The following is a 15,817-nucleotide window of genomic DNA, read 5'->3' on the forward strand; positions in this document are numbered from 1 at the left end:
CCATCAGAAAAAGTCAATATTGGAGTTGCCGTCGGGGTTGTTGCTTGCTTGGCTCTGAACTTGACTGCGGCGTTGAATCAGCGAGGCTTGCGCTTGGCTGGAGGCCAAGGCAGATTGCTGAGCTGTTTTCAAGAGCTCCGCCACGGCCTTGTCATCGCCGAGCCGGAACGTAGTCAGCACTTCGGCCAAGCTCACTGCCTGCTGCAGCAGTTCGTCGGCAATCTGCCCAGATCGTTCGGCCACATGGACGTTCTGTCGGGTGATGGCATCAAGCTCCTTGACCGAAGCCGCCACGACCTCAATGCCCTGGGCATGTTCAGCGTTGTCGGCGGTCAGGCTGTCGAACACCGTGCTGACGCTTTTGACCGAACTGACCAAGTCCATCATCGTGCTGCTGGCAAGGCTGGCTTGTTGGGTGCCGCGCGCCACGGTTTCGGTGGAGGCTGTGATCAGCTGCTTGATCTCCTTGGCTGCTTCGGCGGAGCGGCCCGCCAGCATGCGCACTTCGCTGGCGACGACGGCAAAGCCACGCCCTTGCTCGCCTGCCCGTGCTGCCTCCACGGCTGCATTGAGTGCCAAGATATTGGTCTGGAAAGCGATGGCATCAATCACCGCAATGATGTCGGTGATGCGGCGTGAGGACTGATCGATTTCCTGCATGGTGCTGACCATCTGCTGCACCACTTCACCGCCTTTGCTTGCCATAGCCGACGAGGCTTGCGAATGTGCCAAAGCCTCCTTCGAGGCGCGGGCACTTTCTTTCACGATTACCGTGATCTGCTCCAAGGACATGGTTGCGTCGTTCAGGCCTGTTGCAGTGCGATTGGTGCGTTCCATCAGCTCGGAGCTGCTCTCGCCGACTTCGTGTGCCGCGGCATGAACCTTGAAAATGGCGTCGCGCACCAGTCGAAGTGCCGCAGCCATGCGTTGCTGGACATGCTTGAGGCGGGAGCCGACGTTGGAGTCGGTACGCACCGCGTCCAGATTCAATCGGATCGGCCCGTCCTGTCCCATGGCCTTGACCAGGAACTCCATTTCAAAGCGCTCGTTGGCTTGTTGGCGCATCTGTCGCGCCGAGAAAATCAAGAAGGCGCTGAGGACCAGCAAGAAGCCCCAGTCTGCAACCAGTGACCACGATCCGCTGGTCTCGTGCACATACAGCGGCATGCTGCTCGAGTTGAAGAAATGGAAGGCCAGGCTATGGACGCAGAACAAGCCGGTCATGTAGGCGATAACTATCCAGTCGCCATAGGGCAGTAGCAAACACAGGGAGATGTAAACATTGGCGTGGATGCTGTTGGCCCCCTGAGTCAGCTGCAACTGCAAGGCCACGAGAATCATCAGCAGGGTGGCGAAACCCAGGCGGCCCAATTCGGTTCCGCCTCGGAAGCGGTAGATCAAGCCCGCCAGCACCAGGCAGGGCAGCGTCCATTGCAGCGCCATGCCCGAGGATTCACGGCCGAAGCCCAGGGCCACGGCAAGCAAGGCGTTGCTGGCGATGATGGCCAGCATGGTTCGATCATGGCTTGAATTCGGGTTCATGCAGTCTCCAACGCCGGCGCAGGCTCAAGCCGTGCTTTCGGCCAGCTGCAGCGTAATCTTGAGGGGCCAAGCAACGCCACTGTGGGGCCGTGAAGTAGTGCCAGCAATTCCCGGGTTCTTGCACGATGGCTGCGGGTTTGAGGCATCATTCCGGAACACTTGTCATCGACCCGGAGCCGGTTCATGAAGAAGATACTGATTGTTGAAGATCAGGAAGAGATCCGTGAGTTGATTCGTGTCACGCTGGAGTTTGACGACTACGAGATCGACGAAGCCGCTGATGGCCATGAAGGACTGAGCAAGCTCGGTAGTTTCAAGCCCGATTTGATACTGCTGGACGTGATGATGCCCGGCGGAATGAGCGGTTTGGAGGTTTGCCGCCGCGTCAAAGCGGATCCTGTTTTGAAGCGCATCCGAGTGATTCTCTTGACTGCGCGAGGGCAGGAAGCCGACAAGCAAGAAGGGTTGCGGGTCGGGGCGGACGAGTATCTGATCAAGCCCTTCAGCCCGATGGAGTTGATGAAAGTCATCGACAAGGTCTTGCGCTGAGAGTCCCCGCCATTGGGAGCGTCTGCAAGCTGTCGATGAGGCGCTTCTGAGGAAGTGGCGTGGGTGTGCGTTGCTGCGACCCGCAGCCGGGCAGCGCCTTTGGGGCCGCCTGGGATCGTGTGGTCGCCATGCGGATCAGTCGGCTTGGCGATTCAGGCCGGCAACTACGCCATTGAGCCGCAGCAGGGTGGGTGCAATGTCCGAGAGCGGCAGGACTTGCTGTGCCGCACCCAACTCAGCAGCCGCCTTCGGCATGCCGTACACGACACAGCTGGCTTCGTCCTGAGCCAGGGTGGCCGCGCCAGACTTGCGCATTTCCAGCAGGCCGCGCGCACCGTCGTCGCCCATGCCCGTGAAGATGACGCCAATCGCATTGCGTCCCGCGCAATGTGCAACCGACTTGAACAAGACGTCGACCGATGGTTTGTGATGATTGACCAAGGGGCCATCACGCACCTCGACCACGTACTGGGCCCCACTGCGTTTGAGTTGCATATGGCGCCCGCCCGGTGCCACCAGGACACGTCCATTGATGACCCGGTCGCCGTCCTTGGCCTCCAACACTTCCAGTTCCGTGATGCTGTTGAGGCGGGACGCAAAGGGATGGGTGAATCGTTCGGGCATGTGCTGAACCAGGACGATGCCGGGCGTGGTGCGCGGCAGTTGTCTGAGCACGGTTTCAATGGTTTGAACGCCCCCGGTGGAACTGCCGAAGGCGATCACCCGGTCGGTGGTCTCGGACATGGCGGAGGTGCTCGCGAGTGCCCCGGGCGCGAGCCGATCGCGCGGTGCAGAAGCACCCAGGGGAACTGCTGAGTTGACCCGAGTCATGGGCTGGCTTGCGCCGGAACTCAAATTGGACTGCGCCGCGATCTGGCTGGGAAGCGCGTGGACGTTTGCCCGCGCAGCTGCGCGTACCGCGCCCACCAGGCCGTTGCCTGGCCCCTCCAGAAAATCCCGCAAGCCGAGCTTGGGTTTGGTCACGAAACCGATGGCTCCGGCAGCCAGCGCTTGCATGGTGGTCTCGCAGCCGGCTTCGGTCAGGGTTGAGCACATCACCACCGGTGTCGGGTGTTCGGCCATCAAACGCTTGAGGAAGCTGATGCCGTCCATGCGTGGCATTTCTACATCGAGCACGATGACGTCAGGCCAGTTGGCTTCCAGCTTGGGCCAGGCAAACAGAGGATCGCTGGCGGTGATCGTGACTTGAATGCCTGCCGCCTCAAGCACTTGGCTGAGGTGCTTGCGCACGATGGCCGAGTCATCAATGATGGCCACACGCAAACGCGCATTCACTTCTTGGCTCCGATCAAGGCATGTCCGGTGCTGCGTTTGACCTCGACTCGGCCGCTGGGCAAATCGAGTGAGACCGTGCGTGGAACGCTGTCGCCGACATCGACGTCCTGCATCTGAAAGCCATACTTGTCGATCAAGCTCCACCCCATTTCGATATTGCGCTCGCCGACGTTGAACTTGATGTTGACGCCGTCGGGCATGGTGTCGGCGCCGCCATAGAGATGCGCCAAGTACTCCGAAGGCGCGGTGCCACTGCGTTTGATCGCTTGCAGCAACAGTTCCACGGCTTCATCCCCATAGCGCCCATCCAAGGGGGCTGTGCCTCGTGTGGTTCTGCTGGGCAGTAGAAAGTGACACATGCCGCCGATTTTCTTGACGGGGTGCCACAAGGTGATGGCCACGCAGGACCCCAGAAGCGTTCTCAACAACGCCCCCTGGCCAAAATGCCACTGACCAGGCATCAAGGTGATGGTGCTTGGGCTGCCCGGCGCGACTGGCTTGCTGGCCGGACTGCGCGGGGGCGGGATTCGGCTGGGATCTTGCTTATGCATGTTGGTAGATCGCCGGAGCAATCGCCTTGAGAGGAAGACCCAAAGAAGCCAGGGACTCGGCATGTCCAGGGTACAACACGCCGCCGGGCTTCAGGCGTTCCATCACGCGGCTGACGATCGCGGTTTTCGCCGGGCCATCGAAGTAAATCAAGACATTGCGAAGGAAGATCACATCAAACATCGGCAGCGGTGGTAGCGGCTGCATCAAATTGGCGCACTGGAACTGCACGCGCGAGCGGAGCTCACGATTGATCAGCAATTGACCCTCGTAGGGGCCGAAGCCTTGCAGGCAAAAACGTCTCAGATAGTCTGCCGGCACATTGCGCGCGCGGTCCATGGGGTACAAGCCTTGGCGGGCGCTCTCCACCACTGCCGTGGAGAGATCGGTGCCACGAATGGACCACGGGCGGCTCGAAGGATTCATGCCCAGCTTGTCGGCCAGAACCATGGCGATGCTGTAGGCCTCTTCCCCGGAGGACGAGGCACCACTCCAGACCAGGAACTCGCCGCCATCTCCTTGCCCCTGCGCACGTCGAACCAAGTCTTCGAAATGCTGCGGTTCACGGAAGAAGTAGGTTTCATTGGTGGTGAGTTTGTCCACCACGCTGACCAAGAGCTCCTCTGGCATCTGGCCGCGCACCATCTTTTGAACAAAGATGTTGATGTCTGTCTCGCCCGCTTCAAGGCTGAGCTTCTGCAAACGGCTTTGCACCAGCGCATGCTTGCTCTCCACCAACTTGATGCCGGAGATGCGATGAAACAATTCGGTGATGGCCTTGAAGGAGTCTGTGGTCAGTTGGCTCATGGGGCGGTGCGATCGAGGATGGAGCCACTCAATGGTGCTGTGCCGCAGCGATCAACTGAGACAAGGCCACCGGAGAAAGCACTTGGTCCAGATTCAGCAGGGCGGCATAGCCGTCGCGCACATTGACCATGCCTGCCAAGAACTCAGCGGCAATGGCGACACCCAAGGTCGGGACCGGCTCGATGCGATGGGTGTCCACGTCCAGCACTTCGTAGACCGCATCGACCAGAACCCCGGCGATCAGGCGTTCGAAATCGTCGTCGCCTTTGGCTTCCACCACAATGACGGCGGTACGTCGGCCGATGTGCGTGGGGCCAAAGCCAAAACGTGCACTCAGGTCAATCACCGGCACCACTGCACCGCGAAGATTCATCACGCCGTGGACAAAGTCGGGGGTTTGCGGCAGCGGCGTCATGCGACCCACTTCCAAGATCTCACGCACCACTTCGATAGGCACGAGCAGCGTTTCTCGAGCAACGGCCAAACGTAGAAGTTGGCGTATCGGACCCGCACCAGCCATCTCGGAGATCGCACCTCGGAGCAGATCGGCCGGAGCGTCTTTGGCTTTGTTCATCAGGGATCCTCAAAAGCGTTTGAAATAGGACTCGTCCACTTCGCCTCCACGCGAGGGCTTGGCGGCACGGCCGTCTCGTGCAGACCCTGGCGCTGCCGAAGCTTCGCCGCCATATGAGGCTGTGTGGGCATTGGCGGAGGCGCTGGAAGGCGGTTCAGCCGTAACGCTGCGCATTTCATTGAGCCTGGCGCTTTGTTTGAATTGCTGCTGCCTTTGCATGGATGGACGGGGCCGCGTCGCTTTCCCGTGTTCTGGGCTGGGTGAAACGGCGTCGTCTGCCAGTTTGAAGAAGGCCATCTGCTCCTGCAACTGCGCAGCCTGCGCCGAGAGCTCCTCGGCCGTGGCTGACAACTGCTCTGAGGCCGAGGCGGTCTGTTGCGTGGTGTTGGAGAGGTGGTTCATGGCCTTGGTGATCTGCCCCACACCCGCAGACTGTTCACCAGAAGCCGCAGAAATCTCCTGCACCAACTCGGAGGTCTTCTGAATCGAAGGCACCATATCGCTGAGCAAAGAGCCTGCCTTCTCGGCCAGGCTGACGCTGGTGCTGGCCAGACTGCCGATCTCTTGGGCCGCCACCTGACTGCGCTCGGCCAATTTGCGCACTTCGGCCGCGACCACGGCGAAGCCTTTGCCGTGCTCCCCGGCGCGAGCCGCTTCGATGGCTGCGTTCAGTGCAAGCAGATTGGTCTGGTAGGCAATGTCATCAATGATCGAAATCTTCTTTGCGATCTGCTTCATCGCGTCGACCGTCATGCTGACGGCTTGTCCGCCATCCATGGCCTCGCTGGCAGCTTTTGTCGCCATGCCGTCGGTGAGATTGGCGCTGTCGGCGTTCTGCTGCACCGAGGCGGCCATTTGATGCAGCGATGCAGTGGTTTGCTCCACGCTGGCGGCTTGCTCAGAGGCGGAGTGAGACAAGGACTGCGAGGTTTGCGAAACCTGTTCCGAGGCGCTGGAGAGTTGGTCGGCGGCGCTGCGCACTTCGCGGATCGTGCCGCTGACGGTTTCGACCAGCGAATTGAACTTGTCGCCGAGCATGCGGAAGAAGGGTTCCTTGCCTTCGAGGGGAACACGCTGTGTGAAGTCGCCCTGGGTCGCTCCGTCCACCATGCCGCCGATTTCGTTCTCAACACCGACTTCAAGCGTGCGATCCTTCCACTCCACCACGGTACCCAGGCGAACGCCCTTGGCATCGGTAATCGGGTTGGCGGTCAGCGCAAACCTCAAGCCACTGACGGTAATTTCGGTCTTGTACTCGCCCTTCAAGCCACCGAGCAGATTGCGTTGATGGCCGGGGTTGCGATGGAACTGGTCGAAATTGGAGCCCACGATGGTGCGGGCATTGAAGGTCGGCAAAACCTTGCGAAGCTCCGCCTCATTGCGAAGCATCATCTGCGCTACCGATTGGTTGTTGTAGATGATCTTGCCTTCCGTGTCGGCAATCATCACATTGGTCGAGCAGATGTCGAGAGCTTGCTTGACGCGTGCGTTCTCCGCTGCCAACTCGGCCTCGCGTTCCGCAGCCGCCAGCTCCGCGGTCATGTCCTTCCATTCCACCACGGTGCCGAGACGCTTGCCGGCAGCGATGACCGGATTGACGATCAGATCAAAGCGCCTGCCTCCGATATGAAGTCGGGTTTTGTGGGGGCTGTTCAGGCGGTCCAGCATGCCGCGCTGGTGTGCCGGGTTCTTGTGAAAAACGTCGATGTTGGTGCCAACCACCGTGGCTGCGCTGAAGCGAGGAAGGTCTTTGCGTATGTCCGATTCGGCCGCGGCCAACATGGCTCGTAACGATGCATTGCCATACACAATGTTGTAGCCCGGGTCAGCCACCATCATGTTGGTGGCCGCAACATCGAGTGCCTGACGAATGCGTTCCGCGTCCTCAGCTCGTTTTCGGGTGTCGGCAAATTCGAAGCCCAACCGGGTTTGAACGCGTTTGAGCGCCAGCATCATGGAGGCAAGCTCGTCGCTTCCCTGCACTTGAACGACGCCATCAAAACGACCTTGGCCAAACTGCTCAAATTGAGCGCCTGCCTGCCGCAGGGTCCGGCTCAGGCGCCGAGCGATGGCCCACAGGGTCCACAAGCCCAGGATGGTCGGAAGCAGTGCCAGGCTGGCGGGCAGCCACCGGGAGGACAGCAGTGCGTGACCGAGTCCCACACCACCTGCCAGCAGCAGCACGGCGCTTGTCAGAAGCTTGGTGGGTAGACCCAGGGCATTCATTCCTTGGAGGGCTCGATCCTTCAGGCCGGTGCGCACACCGCGGCCGTCGCGTATCACCCATCCCTTGGCGCTCCCTTCCTTGAACTTGCGATACAGGGCATCGGCCGCCTCGATCTGTTCCCGGCTGGGTCGCGTGCGAACTGACATATAGCCGACCACGCTCTCGCCTTCTTTGACAGGCGTGGCATTGGCAACCACCCAGTAGAAGTCACCGTTCTTGCAGCGATTCTTGACCAAGCCGGTCCACGGGCGACCGGATTTCAAGCTGTTCCACATGTCTTGGAATGCTTCTTCCGGCATGTCGGGATGGCGCACCAAGTTATGCGGCTGGCCAATCAGCTCGGTCTCGGCAAAGCCGCTCGCTTCGACGAAGTCGTCATTGATGTAGGTGATGCGCCCCTTGAGGTCGGTGCGCGACACGATGGTCATGCCGTCGCGCAAGCGGTACTCAGTCTGTGTCACCGGGAGGTTGCTTCGCATCGTGGGCCTTTCGAATGCGGCTTGTGTTGTGATCGTGTTTCCAGCGCAGCGTGGATGCTGCGTGCTCAGCGCTGCTGTCTGGCTTGACCCCGGGAGCTTTTCTCTTCGGCGAGGCGGAAGAAGGCCATTTGTTCCTGGAGCTGATTGGCCTGGGCAGACAACTCCTCGGCCGTCGCGGAAAGCTCTTCTGAAGCCGAGGCCGTTTGTTGCGTGGTGTTCGACAGGTGGTTCATCGCACCCGTGATCTGCGTCACGCCTTGAGACTGCTCACCGGATGCTGCTGAAATCTCCTGCACCAGTTCACTGGTCTTTTGAATCGAAGGCACCATATTGCTGAGCAGACTGCCGGCTCGTTCGGCCAGTTGGACGCTGTTGCTGGCCAGGTTGCCGATCTCTTGCGCTGCCACTTGGCTGCGTTCGGCCAATTTGCGGACCTCGGCGGCAACCACAGCGAAGCCCTTGCCGTGTTCGCCGGCCCGAGCGGCTTCGATGGCTGCGTTCAAGGCCAGGAGATTGGTTTGATAGGCGATGTCATCGATGATGGAAATCTTGGTGGCGATTTGCTTCATGGCGTCCACCGTCATTCCCACGGCTTGACCGCCCTCCATGGCTTCTCGAGCAGCCTTGGTGGCCATGCCGTCGGTGACGTTGGCACTCTCGGCGTTCTGTTTCACCGACGCCGCCATTTCTTGCAAAGAGGCGGTGGTCTCTTCGACGCTGGCGGCCTGCTGCGAGGCGGAATGTGACAGGCTCTGCGAGGTTTGTGAGACTTGGTCGGAAGCGCCGCTGAGTTGATCGGCGGCGACCCGGACCTCACGGATGGTGTCGCTGATGGTGTCGATCAGGCCATTGAATTTTTCGCCGATCTGGCGAAAGAATCCCTGCTTGCCGTCCAGGCCAATGCGCTGACTGAGATTTCCGCTGGTGGCTGCGCTGGTCAGCGAATCAAATTCGCGCTCGGCGGCCAGTTGCTCGGTGCGATCCAGCCATTGGCCGACAGTTCCGATGTTCTTTCCGTTCGAGTCGCGAATCGGAGTGGTTGTGACGTCGTAAGTGCGGCCGCCCAGCACCATGGTGGAGTGGGCGGTGTCGCTCAAGTTCTTCAGGCGTTCGACGGCTGCGGCCGCGTCGCGATAGAACATGCCGATGGAGCCACCCAGCACCTTGCTGGGATCAAAGCCTGGCAGTTCGCTGCGGAAGGCCGCCTCATCACGGCGCAAGACCGTCATCAAAGCCTCGTTGACGTAGACGATGGTGCCGTCCGCCGCTGAGATTCGAACCGGCATGGCCGCCACATCCAAGGCTTGCTTGATGCGGGCATTGGCGGCGGCCAGGGTTTGTTCGCGCTCGCGAGCGATCAGCTCCTGAGTCATGTCACGCCACTCCACCACAGTGCCAAGGCGTTGGCCGGTCGCATCGGTGATGGGGTTGGCGATCAGAGAAAAGTGCAGCTCCGCCACCTGGATCTGGGTCTTGTATTCGCTCCTCAAGTTGCCCAGCAGATTGCGTTGGTGCGCGGGGTTGCGGTGGAAGCTGTCGAAGTTGCTGCCGACGACTTGCTTGGCGTCGAAGTTGGGCAGTGACTGTCGCAGCGCTGCTTCGTTGCCCTGCAGCATGGCAGTCACGGAGCGGTTTGCGTAGACGATCTGCCCTTCAGGGTCGGCGATCATCACATTGGTCGAGCAACTGTCCAGCGCTTGCTTGACACGGGCGTTCTCGGAGGCAATTCGTCCGTCGCGCTCATTGCGTTCGCGCAAGTTGGATTGCATTTGCACCAAGCTCTTCAGTAGCTGGCTGGTTTCATCGGTGCCTTGAACTTGCACTTCATTGTCCAGTCGGCCATCGCCGATCTCTCTGGACAGCGCCACGGCCTGGGCCAAGGGCAGGGTGACGCTTCGCGTCAGCATCCAAGCCATGGCGATCACCAGCAGGACGGCGAAACCGGTCACGCCGATCAACCAGAGGCGAGCAGAGACGTAGTTTGATGAGGCCTCAGTCACATCCTGTTCTGCGTCCTGGAGCTGCATGGCCACCGCCTTGTCTATCGTGGTTTGCAGCGCTTTGGCTGCAGGGCTGGCCGAGCTCAGAAGCAGTTTGGTGGCTTCTTCGTCTTTGTTGAGGTTCGCAAGTTCCATGACCTGATCATTCAGGGCGCGGGATTTTTTCGCTTGTTCCCGGGCTTGCTCGAGATCTCGCTGATCTTCCTCACGCGCCGTGTTCTTGCTGATGGACGCGAAGGACTTGTCAAATGCCTCTCGAGCCTCTGCGATCTTGCGGCGTTCGCCTTCGATGGCGTCGTTGGTGTTGATCAGAATCAGGCTTCGTATGACCCGTTGTTCAACGTGTGTCTGCTCCGACAACTCGTTCAAGTCGACCATGCGACTGAAGTTCTCATGCACCACATGTTCAAGCGCATGGTTGACGTTGGCTAGATCCTTGAGTGCCAGTACGACCACAGCGATCAACATGGCCAGAAGCAGGGCAAAGCCCAAACCCAAACGCTGCCCAACTTTCATATTCGCGAGTGTCATGGAGAAGCCTCGTCTTTCTTCGATGGAAGGTGCGGGATCAGCCCCCTGCGGCCATTAACGCCTTCGAGAACTTCTGTGATGCGATGAGGTCGTGTGCTTGTCTTCGGCCAGCTTGAAGAAGGCCATCTGGTCCTGCAGTTGCGAGGCTTGGGCCGACAGCTGTTCGGCCGTTGCCGAAAGCTCTTCCGACGCCGAGGCCGTCTGTTGGGTCGCCGTGGACAAGTGATTCATGGCGCCGGTGATCTGGGCCACGCCCTGGGACTGTTCTCCCGAGGCCGCGGCAATCTCCTGCACCAGCTCGCTGGTCTTCTGGATGGAAGGCACCATATTGCCCAGCAGGCTTCCGGCCTTTTCAGCCAGCTGAACGCTGTTGCTCGCCAAATTGCCGATTTCTTGTGCGGCGACCTGGCTTCTTTCGGCCAGCTTCCGCACTTCGGCAGCGACCACTGCAAAGCCCTTGCCGTGTTCGCCGGCGCGAGCGGCTTCGATGGCTGCGTTCAAGGCCAGGAGATTGGTTTGATAGGCGATGTCATCGATGATGGAAATCTTGGTGGCGATTTGCTTCATGGCGTCCACGGTCATGCCCACGGCTTGTCCACCTTCCATGGCTTCGCGCGCGGCCTTGGTGGCCATGCCGTCAGTGAGATTGGCGCTGTCTGCGTTTTGCTTGACCGAGGACGCCATTTCTTGCAAGGACGCGGTGGTTTCTTCCACGCTGGCGGCTTGCTGGCTCGCTGAGTGCGAGAGCGACTGTGAGGTTTGCGACACCTGTTCCGAGGCGCCGCTCAATTGATCTGCAGCCACGCGCACTTCACGAATGGTGCCGCTGACCGTTTCAACCAGTGAATTGAACTTCTCGCCCAACATGCGGAAGAAGGGCTCTTTGCCCTCCAGGCCAATGCGATTGGCAAAGTCGCCTTGATTGGCGGCTTCCACCATGCCGCTGACCTCAAGCTCCGCGGCCACCTCCGCAGTACGGTCCTTCCACTCGACCACCGTGCCCAGGCGGTGTCCATCGGCCGCGTGGATGGGGTTGGCGGTCAGCGCGAAAGTCAGCTGGCCCACCTTGATTTCCGTCTTGTACTCGCTCTTCAAACCGCCCAGCAGATTGCGCTGATGGCTTGGATTGCGATGGAACTGATCAAAATTGCTGCCGACGATCCGTCGTGCATCGAACTGAGGCAAGACCTTGCGCAACTCGTTTTCGTTGCGCTGCATCATCTGCGAGACCGACTGGTTGTTGTAAATGATCAGACCGTCGCTGTCGGCGATCATCACATTGGTCGAGCAGATGTCCAGCGCTTGCTTGACGCGGGCGTTTTCCGCGGCCAGTTTGAGCTCACGCTCGCGGGCGGCCAGCTCCTGGGTGATGTCCTTCCACTCCACCACGGTGCCCTGGCGTTGGCCTGCGGCGTCGAAGATGGGGTTGGCGATCAGGGAGAAATTCAGCGCAGCCACCTGGATTTGCGTCTTGTACTCGCCCTGCAACTGTCCCAATAGATTGCGCTGATGGGCCGGGTTCTTGTGAAAGCTGTCGAAGTTGCTGCCCACCACGCGCTTGGCTTCAAAATTGGGCAGAACCTTGCGCAGCTCGGCTTCATTGCCCTGCAGCATCGCCTGGACAGATTGGTTGGTGTAGATGATCTGTCCATCGACGTCGGCAATCATCACATTGGTGGAGCATTGGTCGAGCGCTGCCTTGACCCGGCCCGTCTCCTCGGCCAGGCGCGTGTCGCGATCACGACGCTCGCGCAGATTGCTCTGCATCGTTCCCAGCGTGGTGAGCAAGGTGCCGGCCTCGTCCTTGTGCTTGTCCTGGGTGTCGAAGTCCAGGTCCCCTTTGGCCACCGCATCGGCCGCGGCCACCGCCCTTTGCAAAGGTTGCGTGATGGTGCGAACAATGGCGACACCTGTCAGCAAAGCCAGGAGCGCGAGCCCACCGAGCGCACTGGCGCCGATGTTTCTCTGCAGGCTGAGCTTGTGAATGCGCTCATCGAGAAGCCGCTCCAGGTTGTCGGTGGCAGCATTGAACAAGCCATATTGAGCTTCGGTCGCCAAAGTGCCTTGGCTGAACATGTCCGCAGCACTCAGGCTGGGCTTGCCGTTGAACAGCTGTTGATCGACCAGCTTGAGAAAGCTGTCCGCGCTCTTTTGCGCCTCCTGCGCACTGAGATTCAGTGCTTGGGCGAGCTGGGTGTCGCTTTGGAGTGCTTTGTTCAACTGGCGTTGGCCGCGCTGCCGCCAGAACTCCGACTTTTCCCGCATGTCGTGCAAAGTGGCCAGGTCCGCCGCACTCAGGTCTTTGCCATTGCCTGCTTGCTTGACCATGGCTGAGCTTTTGCCGCGTACCAGTGCAATGGATTCCGTGAGCTGCGGAACATACTCCGCCACCGCGGTCACCAGGTAGTAGGTCGATTCTTCCGGGTCGAGTGAAAGACCGGACGCATCCGCAATGTTCTCGACCAGCAGCAAGGCTTCGCTCACCAATTCGCTGTGGGCGGTAAAGCTCTTCGAGGCGTCTATCGTCTTGCCACTGACCTGGTCTTGAAGCTTCAGTACCGCAGCACTCATGGCGTTGGCTCGTGTCAGGGCATCTCGGTATCGAGGGTTGTCCTTGGGCAGGATTTGCAACAGCTTCTTGAGCTGCAGGGCGATCTCGGCTTCGCTCTCGGCCAATTTGGATTGAACCTGTGTGTCGCCATTGAGAGCAAGACTGGACAAGCCACGATGGACTTGCAGCGCTCGCATGATTTGGATGGTCGGCCTCAATGGGGCGATGCCGTCCTTTTCGGATATGGCGGCGTCCACTTGTTGACCCATATTCCGCAAGACCAGGGTCAGAGGGATGGCGCACGCCAAAGTTGAAATCAGTGCCAGCAATACAAATCTTTGCCAGAGCTGCAGTCTGCGTAGAAGCTGTTGCATTTTTTTCTCCCTTGGAACTCATTCAGGAACTCATGACAGGGTGAGATTCAGGCTGATGACTTGCCTTGAACGGACGAGGTGAGGTGGGCGGATTGATGTGTGGCTTGGGAGCCCGGCCGTGCGATGAGCCGGGCGCGCTGGCCGCCTTCGATGGCAGCGGCAAACAGGCCCGAGACATCCAGCAACAGGGCCACTTCGCCCGAGCCCAAGATGGTGGATCCCGCCAAGGCTTTGAGGTGCTGAAAGATGCTGGAGAGCGGTTTGATCACGGTTTGATGCTCGCCCATCAAACGATCCACGATCAGGCCAACACGTGTCGGGCCGTCGCGTACCACCACCACGCTGCGGCGTCGACTGAGGTCTGGCTTGACGCCATAGAAGCGTGCCAGATCCAGCCAGGGCAGCACCTCGCCGCGCAGGTTGAATGTGCCGCTGACGCGGGCTTCGTCTTGGCTGCTGCATTCGCCCGGAACATCGATGCACTCGGCCACCGCTGCGAGGGGCAGAACATAGTTGACGCCGCCCACCATGGTGAGAAATCCGTCAATCATGGCCAGCGTGAGCGGCAGGCGAATCTGGGTCAGCGTGCCCTGTCCGACTTGACTGCTCAGACTGATGGTGCCGCGCAGCGATTCGATGCTGCGCTTGACCACGTCCATCCCGACACCTCGACCCGACAGATCGGTGATCTGCTCGGCGGTTGAAAATCCCGGCTGAAAGATCAACTGCCAGACCTCGTGGTCTGACAGGATCTGGCCCTCGGCCACCAGTTCACGCTCCACGGCCTTGCGAAGGATTCGCTCGCGTGCCAAGCCTCGACCATCGTCACTGACTTCGATCACGACCGCACCAGCTTCGTGGAATGCGTTCAGAGCCAGTCGACCGCTCGGCGACTTTCCGGTCGCAAGGCGCTCCTCGCAGGTCTCAAGACCGTGGTCCATGCTGTTGCGAACCAAGTGCATCAGCGGGTCGGCGATGGCGTCGACCATGGATTTGTCCAACTCTGTGTCGCCGCCGGTGACGATCAACTCAACTTCCTTGCCCAGTTGCTTGGACACGTCGCGCACCACGCGCTGGAACCGGGCAAAGGTTTCACCGATGGGCACCATGCGGAGCGCCAGGGTGCCGTCGCGTGTTTCTTGCACCAGGTCCATCACACGCTGGGTCGCTTCTAGCAGCACTTCAGCGCCCTCTTGATGGGCAATCATCTGTGCGCCGGAGCCGGCAATCACCAACTCACCGATCAGGTCGATCAACTTGTCCAGCTTGTCGGCTCGCACCCGGACAAACCGGGTTTCGTCGCCAGCGCGGCGATCACGCCCGCCTTCGCGGCGCTCGCCGACTCCGCTGCGGCGGTCCCCGCCGCGTTTGACCTCGCCCTCTGCAGCAGGCGCGCGGCGCTCAATATGGGGAATCACGGGCGGGGCTTCGTCAGCCTTGTTCGCTTCGGGCGTTCTGAGCGGCTCCAAGCGCACCTCAAACTGAATGCCCATGGCGCGCCAACAGTCGAAAAGCGCGGTTCGGGCTTCCGCATCGCTGCCGCAACGCTGGGTTGCGAGGTCTTCAAATGCAGCGGGCGGGGACCCGGGCGGCAGGATCACGATGTCGCTGTCGTCAGCCGCAAACTCGAAGACCTGCTCAATCTCGGCGTGACTGGCTGCGCTCTCGAAGCGAATTTCAAAGCCGAGATAGCAGGCTTCTGCGTCCAGGGCATCCAAGGCCGGTACGGCGGCGGTCTGGGTGCGAATCGCGGTGACTTTTCCCAAAGTACGCAGGTAGCGAATGAAGGACAAGGGGTCCAGGCCGTTGCGCAGCGCATCGGCCAGGAAGCGCAGGGACAGATGCCAGCCGTGATCGGCCGCCGTTTCGGCCTTCGTCTCGATGGCGGCCTGCGTTGCCGGGGGCGGCTCGGCCAGGGCGGGTTTACCCAAGAGCGCGCGGAGCCGGCCGGCCAGAGCGGCGCTGCTGGCAGCGACCTGCGGGTCGCTTTCGCCGCTGCGCACTTCGCCAAGCAGCATCTCGATCTGGTCGCGGCTTTCCAGCAAGGCGCCCATCACATCGTCGTCAAGCTGGCGTTGATTGGCGCGCAAAGCTTCCAGCAGGGTTTCAGCTTCGTGGGTGAAGCTGACCACCGCATCACAGCCAAACATGCCAGCCGTGCCTTTGATGGTGTGTGCCGCCCGGAACGCCGAGTTCAGGCTTTCTGAATCTGCAGGGTCACTTTCCAGTACCAGCAGCCCTTGCTCGAACTGGCGCAGCATTTCCTGGGCTTCGTCGAGAAATCCGGCCCGTGCAACGGCCAGGATTTCGGCGTCGTCATCGCTCATAGACATAGGCT

9 protein-coding genes and 2 pseudogenes are annotated in these 15,817 nt (G+C 60.3%); 1 reads left to right on the plus strand and 10 read right to left on the minus strand.

The genetic code is table 11. From position 1 onward, the window contains the following. Positions 1–3: 3 nt before the first annotated feature. Positions 4–1,443 (minus strand): methyl-accepting chemotaxis protein, encoded by a 1,440-nt coding sequence (locus C1O66_RS01290; protein WP_207795875.1) that lies wholly within the window; start codon positions 1,441–1,443, stop codon positions 4–6. A 282-nt stretch (positions 1,444–1,725) separates the two neighbouring features. Here C1O66_RS01290 and C1O66_RS01295 point away from each other — a divergent pair, with 282 nt between their 5' ends. Continuing rightward, entirely contained in the window at positions 1,726–2,091 is a 366-nt protein-coding gene (locus tag C1O66_RS01295; protein WP_102766193.1) for a response regulator transcription factor, read from the plus strand. A 135-nt stretch (positions 2,092–2,226) separates the two neighbouring features. Here C1O66_RS01295 and C1O66_RS01300 read toward each other — a convergent pair whose 3' ends face one another. From C1O66_RS01300 to C1O66_RS01335, 9 genes and pseudogenes are all read right to left on the minus strand, one after another. Then, complete coding sequence (locus tag C1O66_RS01300; protein WP_243392664.1) at positions 2,227–3,375, minus strand: protein-glutamate methylesterase/protein-glutamine glutaminase; 1,149 nt, start codon at positions 3,373–3,375, stop codon at positions 2,227–2,229. Between the two features lie 8 nt (positions 3,376–3,383). Beyond that, positions 3,384–3,788 carry a chemotaxis protein CheD gene (locus tag C1O66_RS01305; RefSeq protein WP_223696747.1) on the minus strand — a complete coding sequence of 135 codons (405 nt, stop codon included), beginning with the start codon at positions 3,786–3,788 and terminating at the stop codon, positions 3,384–3,386. A 142-nt stretch (positions 3,789–3,930) separates the two neighbouring features. Beyond that, the gene (locus tag C1O66_RS01310; protein ID WP_102766196.1) at positions 3,931–4,743 is read right to left on the minus strand and encodes a CheR family methyltransferase; all 813 of its coding nucleotides are present in this window, start codon (positions 4,741–4,743) and stop codon (positions 3,931–3,933) included. A 28-nt stretch (positions 4,744–4,771) separates the two neighbouring features. Further along, complete coding sequence (locus tag C1O66_RS01315) at positions 4,772–5,317, minus strand: chemotaxis protein CheW (RefSeq protein WP_102766197.1); 546 nt, start codon at positions 5,315–5,317, stop codon at positions 4,772–4,774. 276 nt (positions 5,318–5,593) lie between these two features. Beyond that, positions 5,594–6,280, minus strand: a pseudogene (locus tag C1O66_RS24165) (methyl-accepting chemotaxis protein); the annotation flags it as partial. 759 nt (positions 6,281–7,039) lie between these two features. Further along, positions 7,040–8,023, minus strand: a pseudogene (locus tag C1O66_RS24670) (PAS domain-containing protein); the annotation flags it as partial. A 65-nt stretch (positions 8,024–8,088) separates the two neighbouring features. Further along, positions 8,089–10,554: a methyl-accepting chemotaxis protein gene (locus tag C1O66_RS01325; RefSeq protein WP_102766199.1), complete on the minus strand. Its 2,466-nt coding sequence runs from the start codon at positions 10,552–10,554 to the stop codon at positions 8,089–8,091. A 54-nt stretch (positions 10,555–10,608) separates the two neighbouring features. Further along, positions 10,609–13,275: a methyl-accepting chemotaxis protein gene (locus C1O66_RS23400; RefSeq protein WP_165794416.1), complete on the minus strand. Its 2,667-nt coding sequence runs from the start codon at positions 13,273–13,275 to the stop codon at positions 10,609–10,611. Between the two features lie 251 nt (positions 13,276–13,526). Then, positions 13,527–15,806 carry a chemotaxis protein CheA gene (locus C1O66_RS01335; RefSeq protein WP_102766200.1) on the minus strand — a complete coding sequence of 760 codons (2,280 nt, stop codon included), beginning with the start codon at positions 15,804–15,806 and terminating at the stop codon, positions 13,527–13,529. Positions 15,807–15,817 lie beyond the last annotated feature (11 nt).

The organism is Paucibacter aquatile, from assembly GCF_002885975.1.
GTDB lineage: Bacteria > Pseudomonadota > Gammaproteobacteria > Burkholderiales > Burkholderiaceae_C > Paucibacter_A > Paucibacter_A aquatilis.

Coding starts and splice junctions, on each gene's coding strand:
- C1O66_RS01290 (WP_207795875.1), bottom strand. CDS start 1,443: ATGGCGCTGCAATGGACGCTGCCCTGCCTGGTGCTGGCGGGCTTGATC.
- C1O66_RS01295 (WP_102766193.1), top strand. CDS start 1,726: ATGAAGAAGATACTGATTGTTGAAGATCAGGAAGAGATCCGTGAGTTG.
- C1O66_RS01310 (WP_102766196.1), bottom strand. CDS start 4,743: ATGAGCCAACTGACCACAGACTCCTTCAAGGCCATCACCGAATTGTTT.
- C1O66_RS01315 (WP_102766197.1), bottom strand. CDS start 5,317: ATGAACAAAGCCAAAGACGCTCCGGCCGATCTGCTCCGAGGTGCGATC.
- C1O66_RS01325 (WP_102766199.1), bottom strand. CDS start 10,554: ATGACACTCGCGAATATGAAAGTTGGGCAGCGTTTGGGTTTGGGCTTT.
- C1O66_RS01335 (WP_102766200.1), bottom strand. CDS start 15,806: ATGAGCGATGACGACGCCGAAATCCTGGCCGTTGCACGGGCCGGATTT.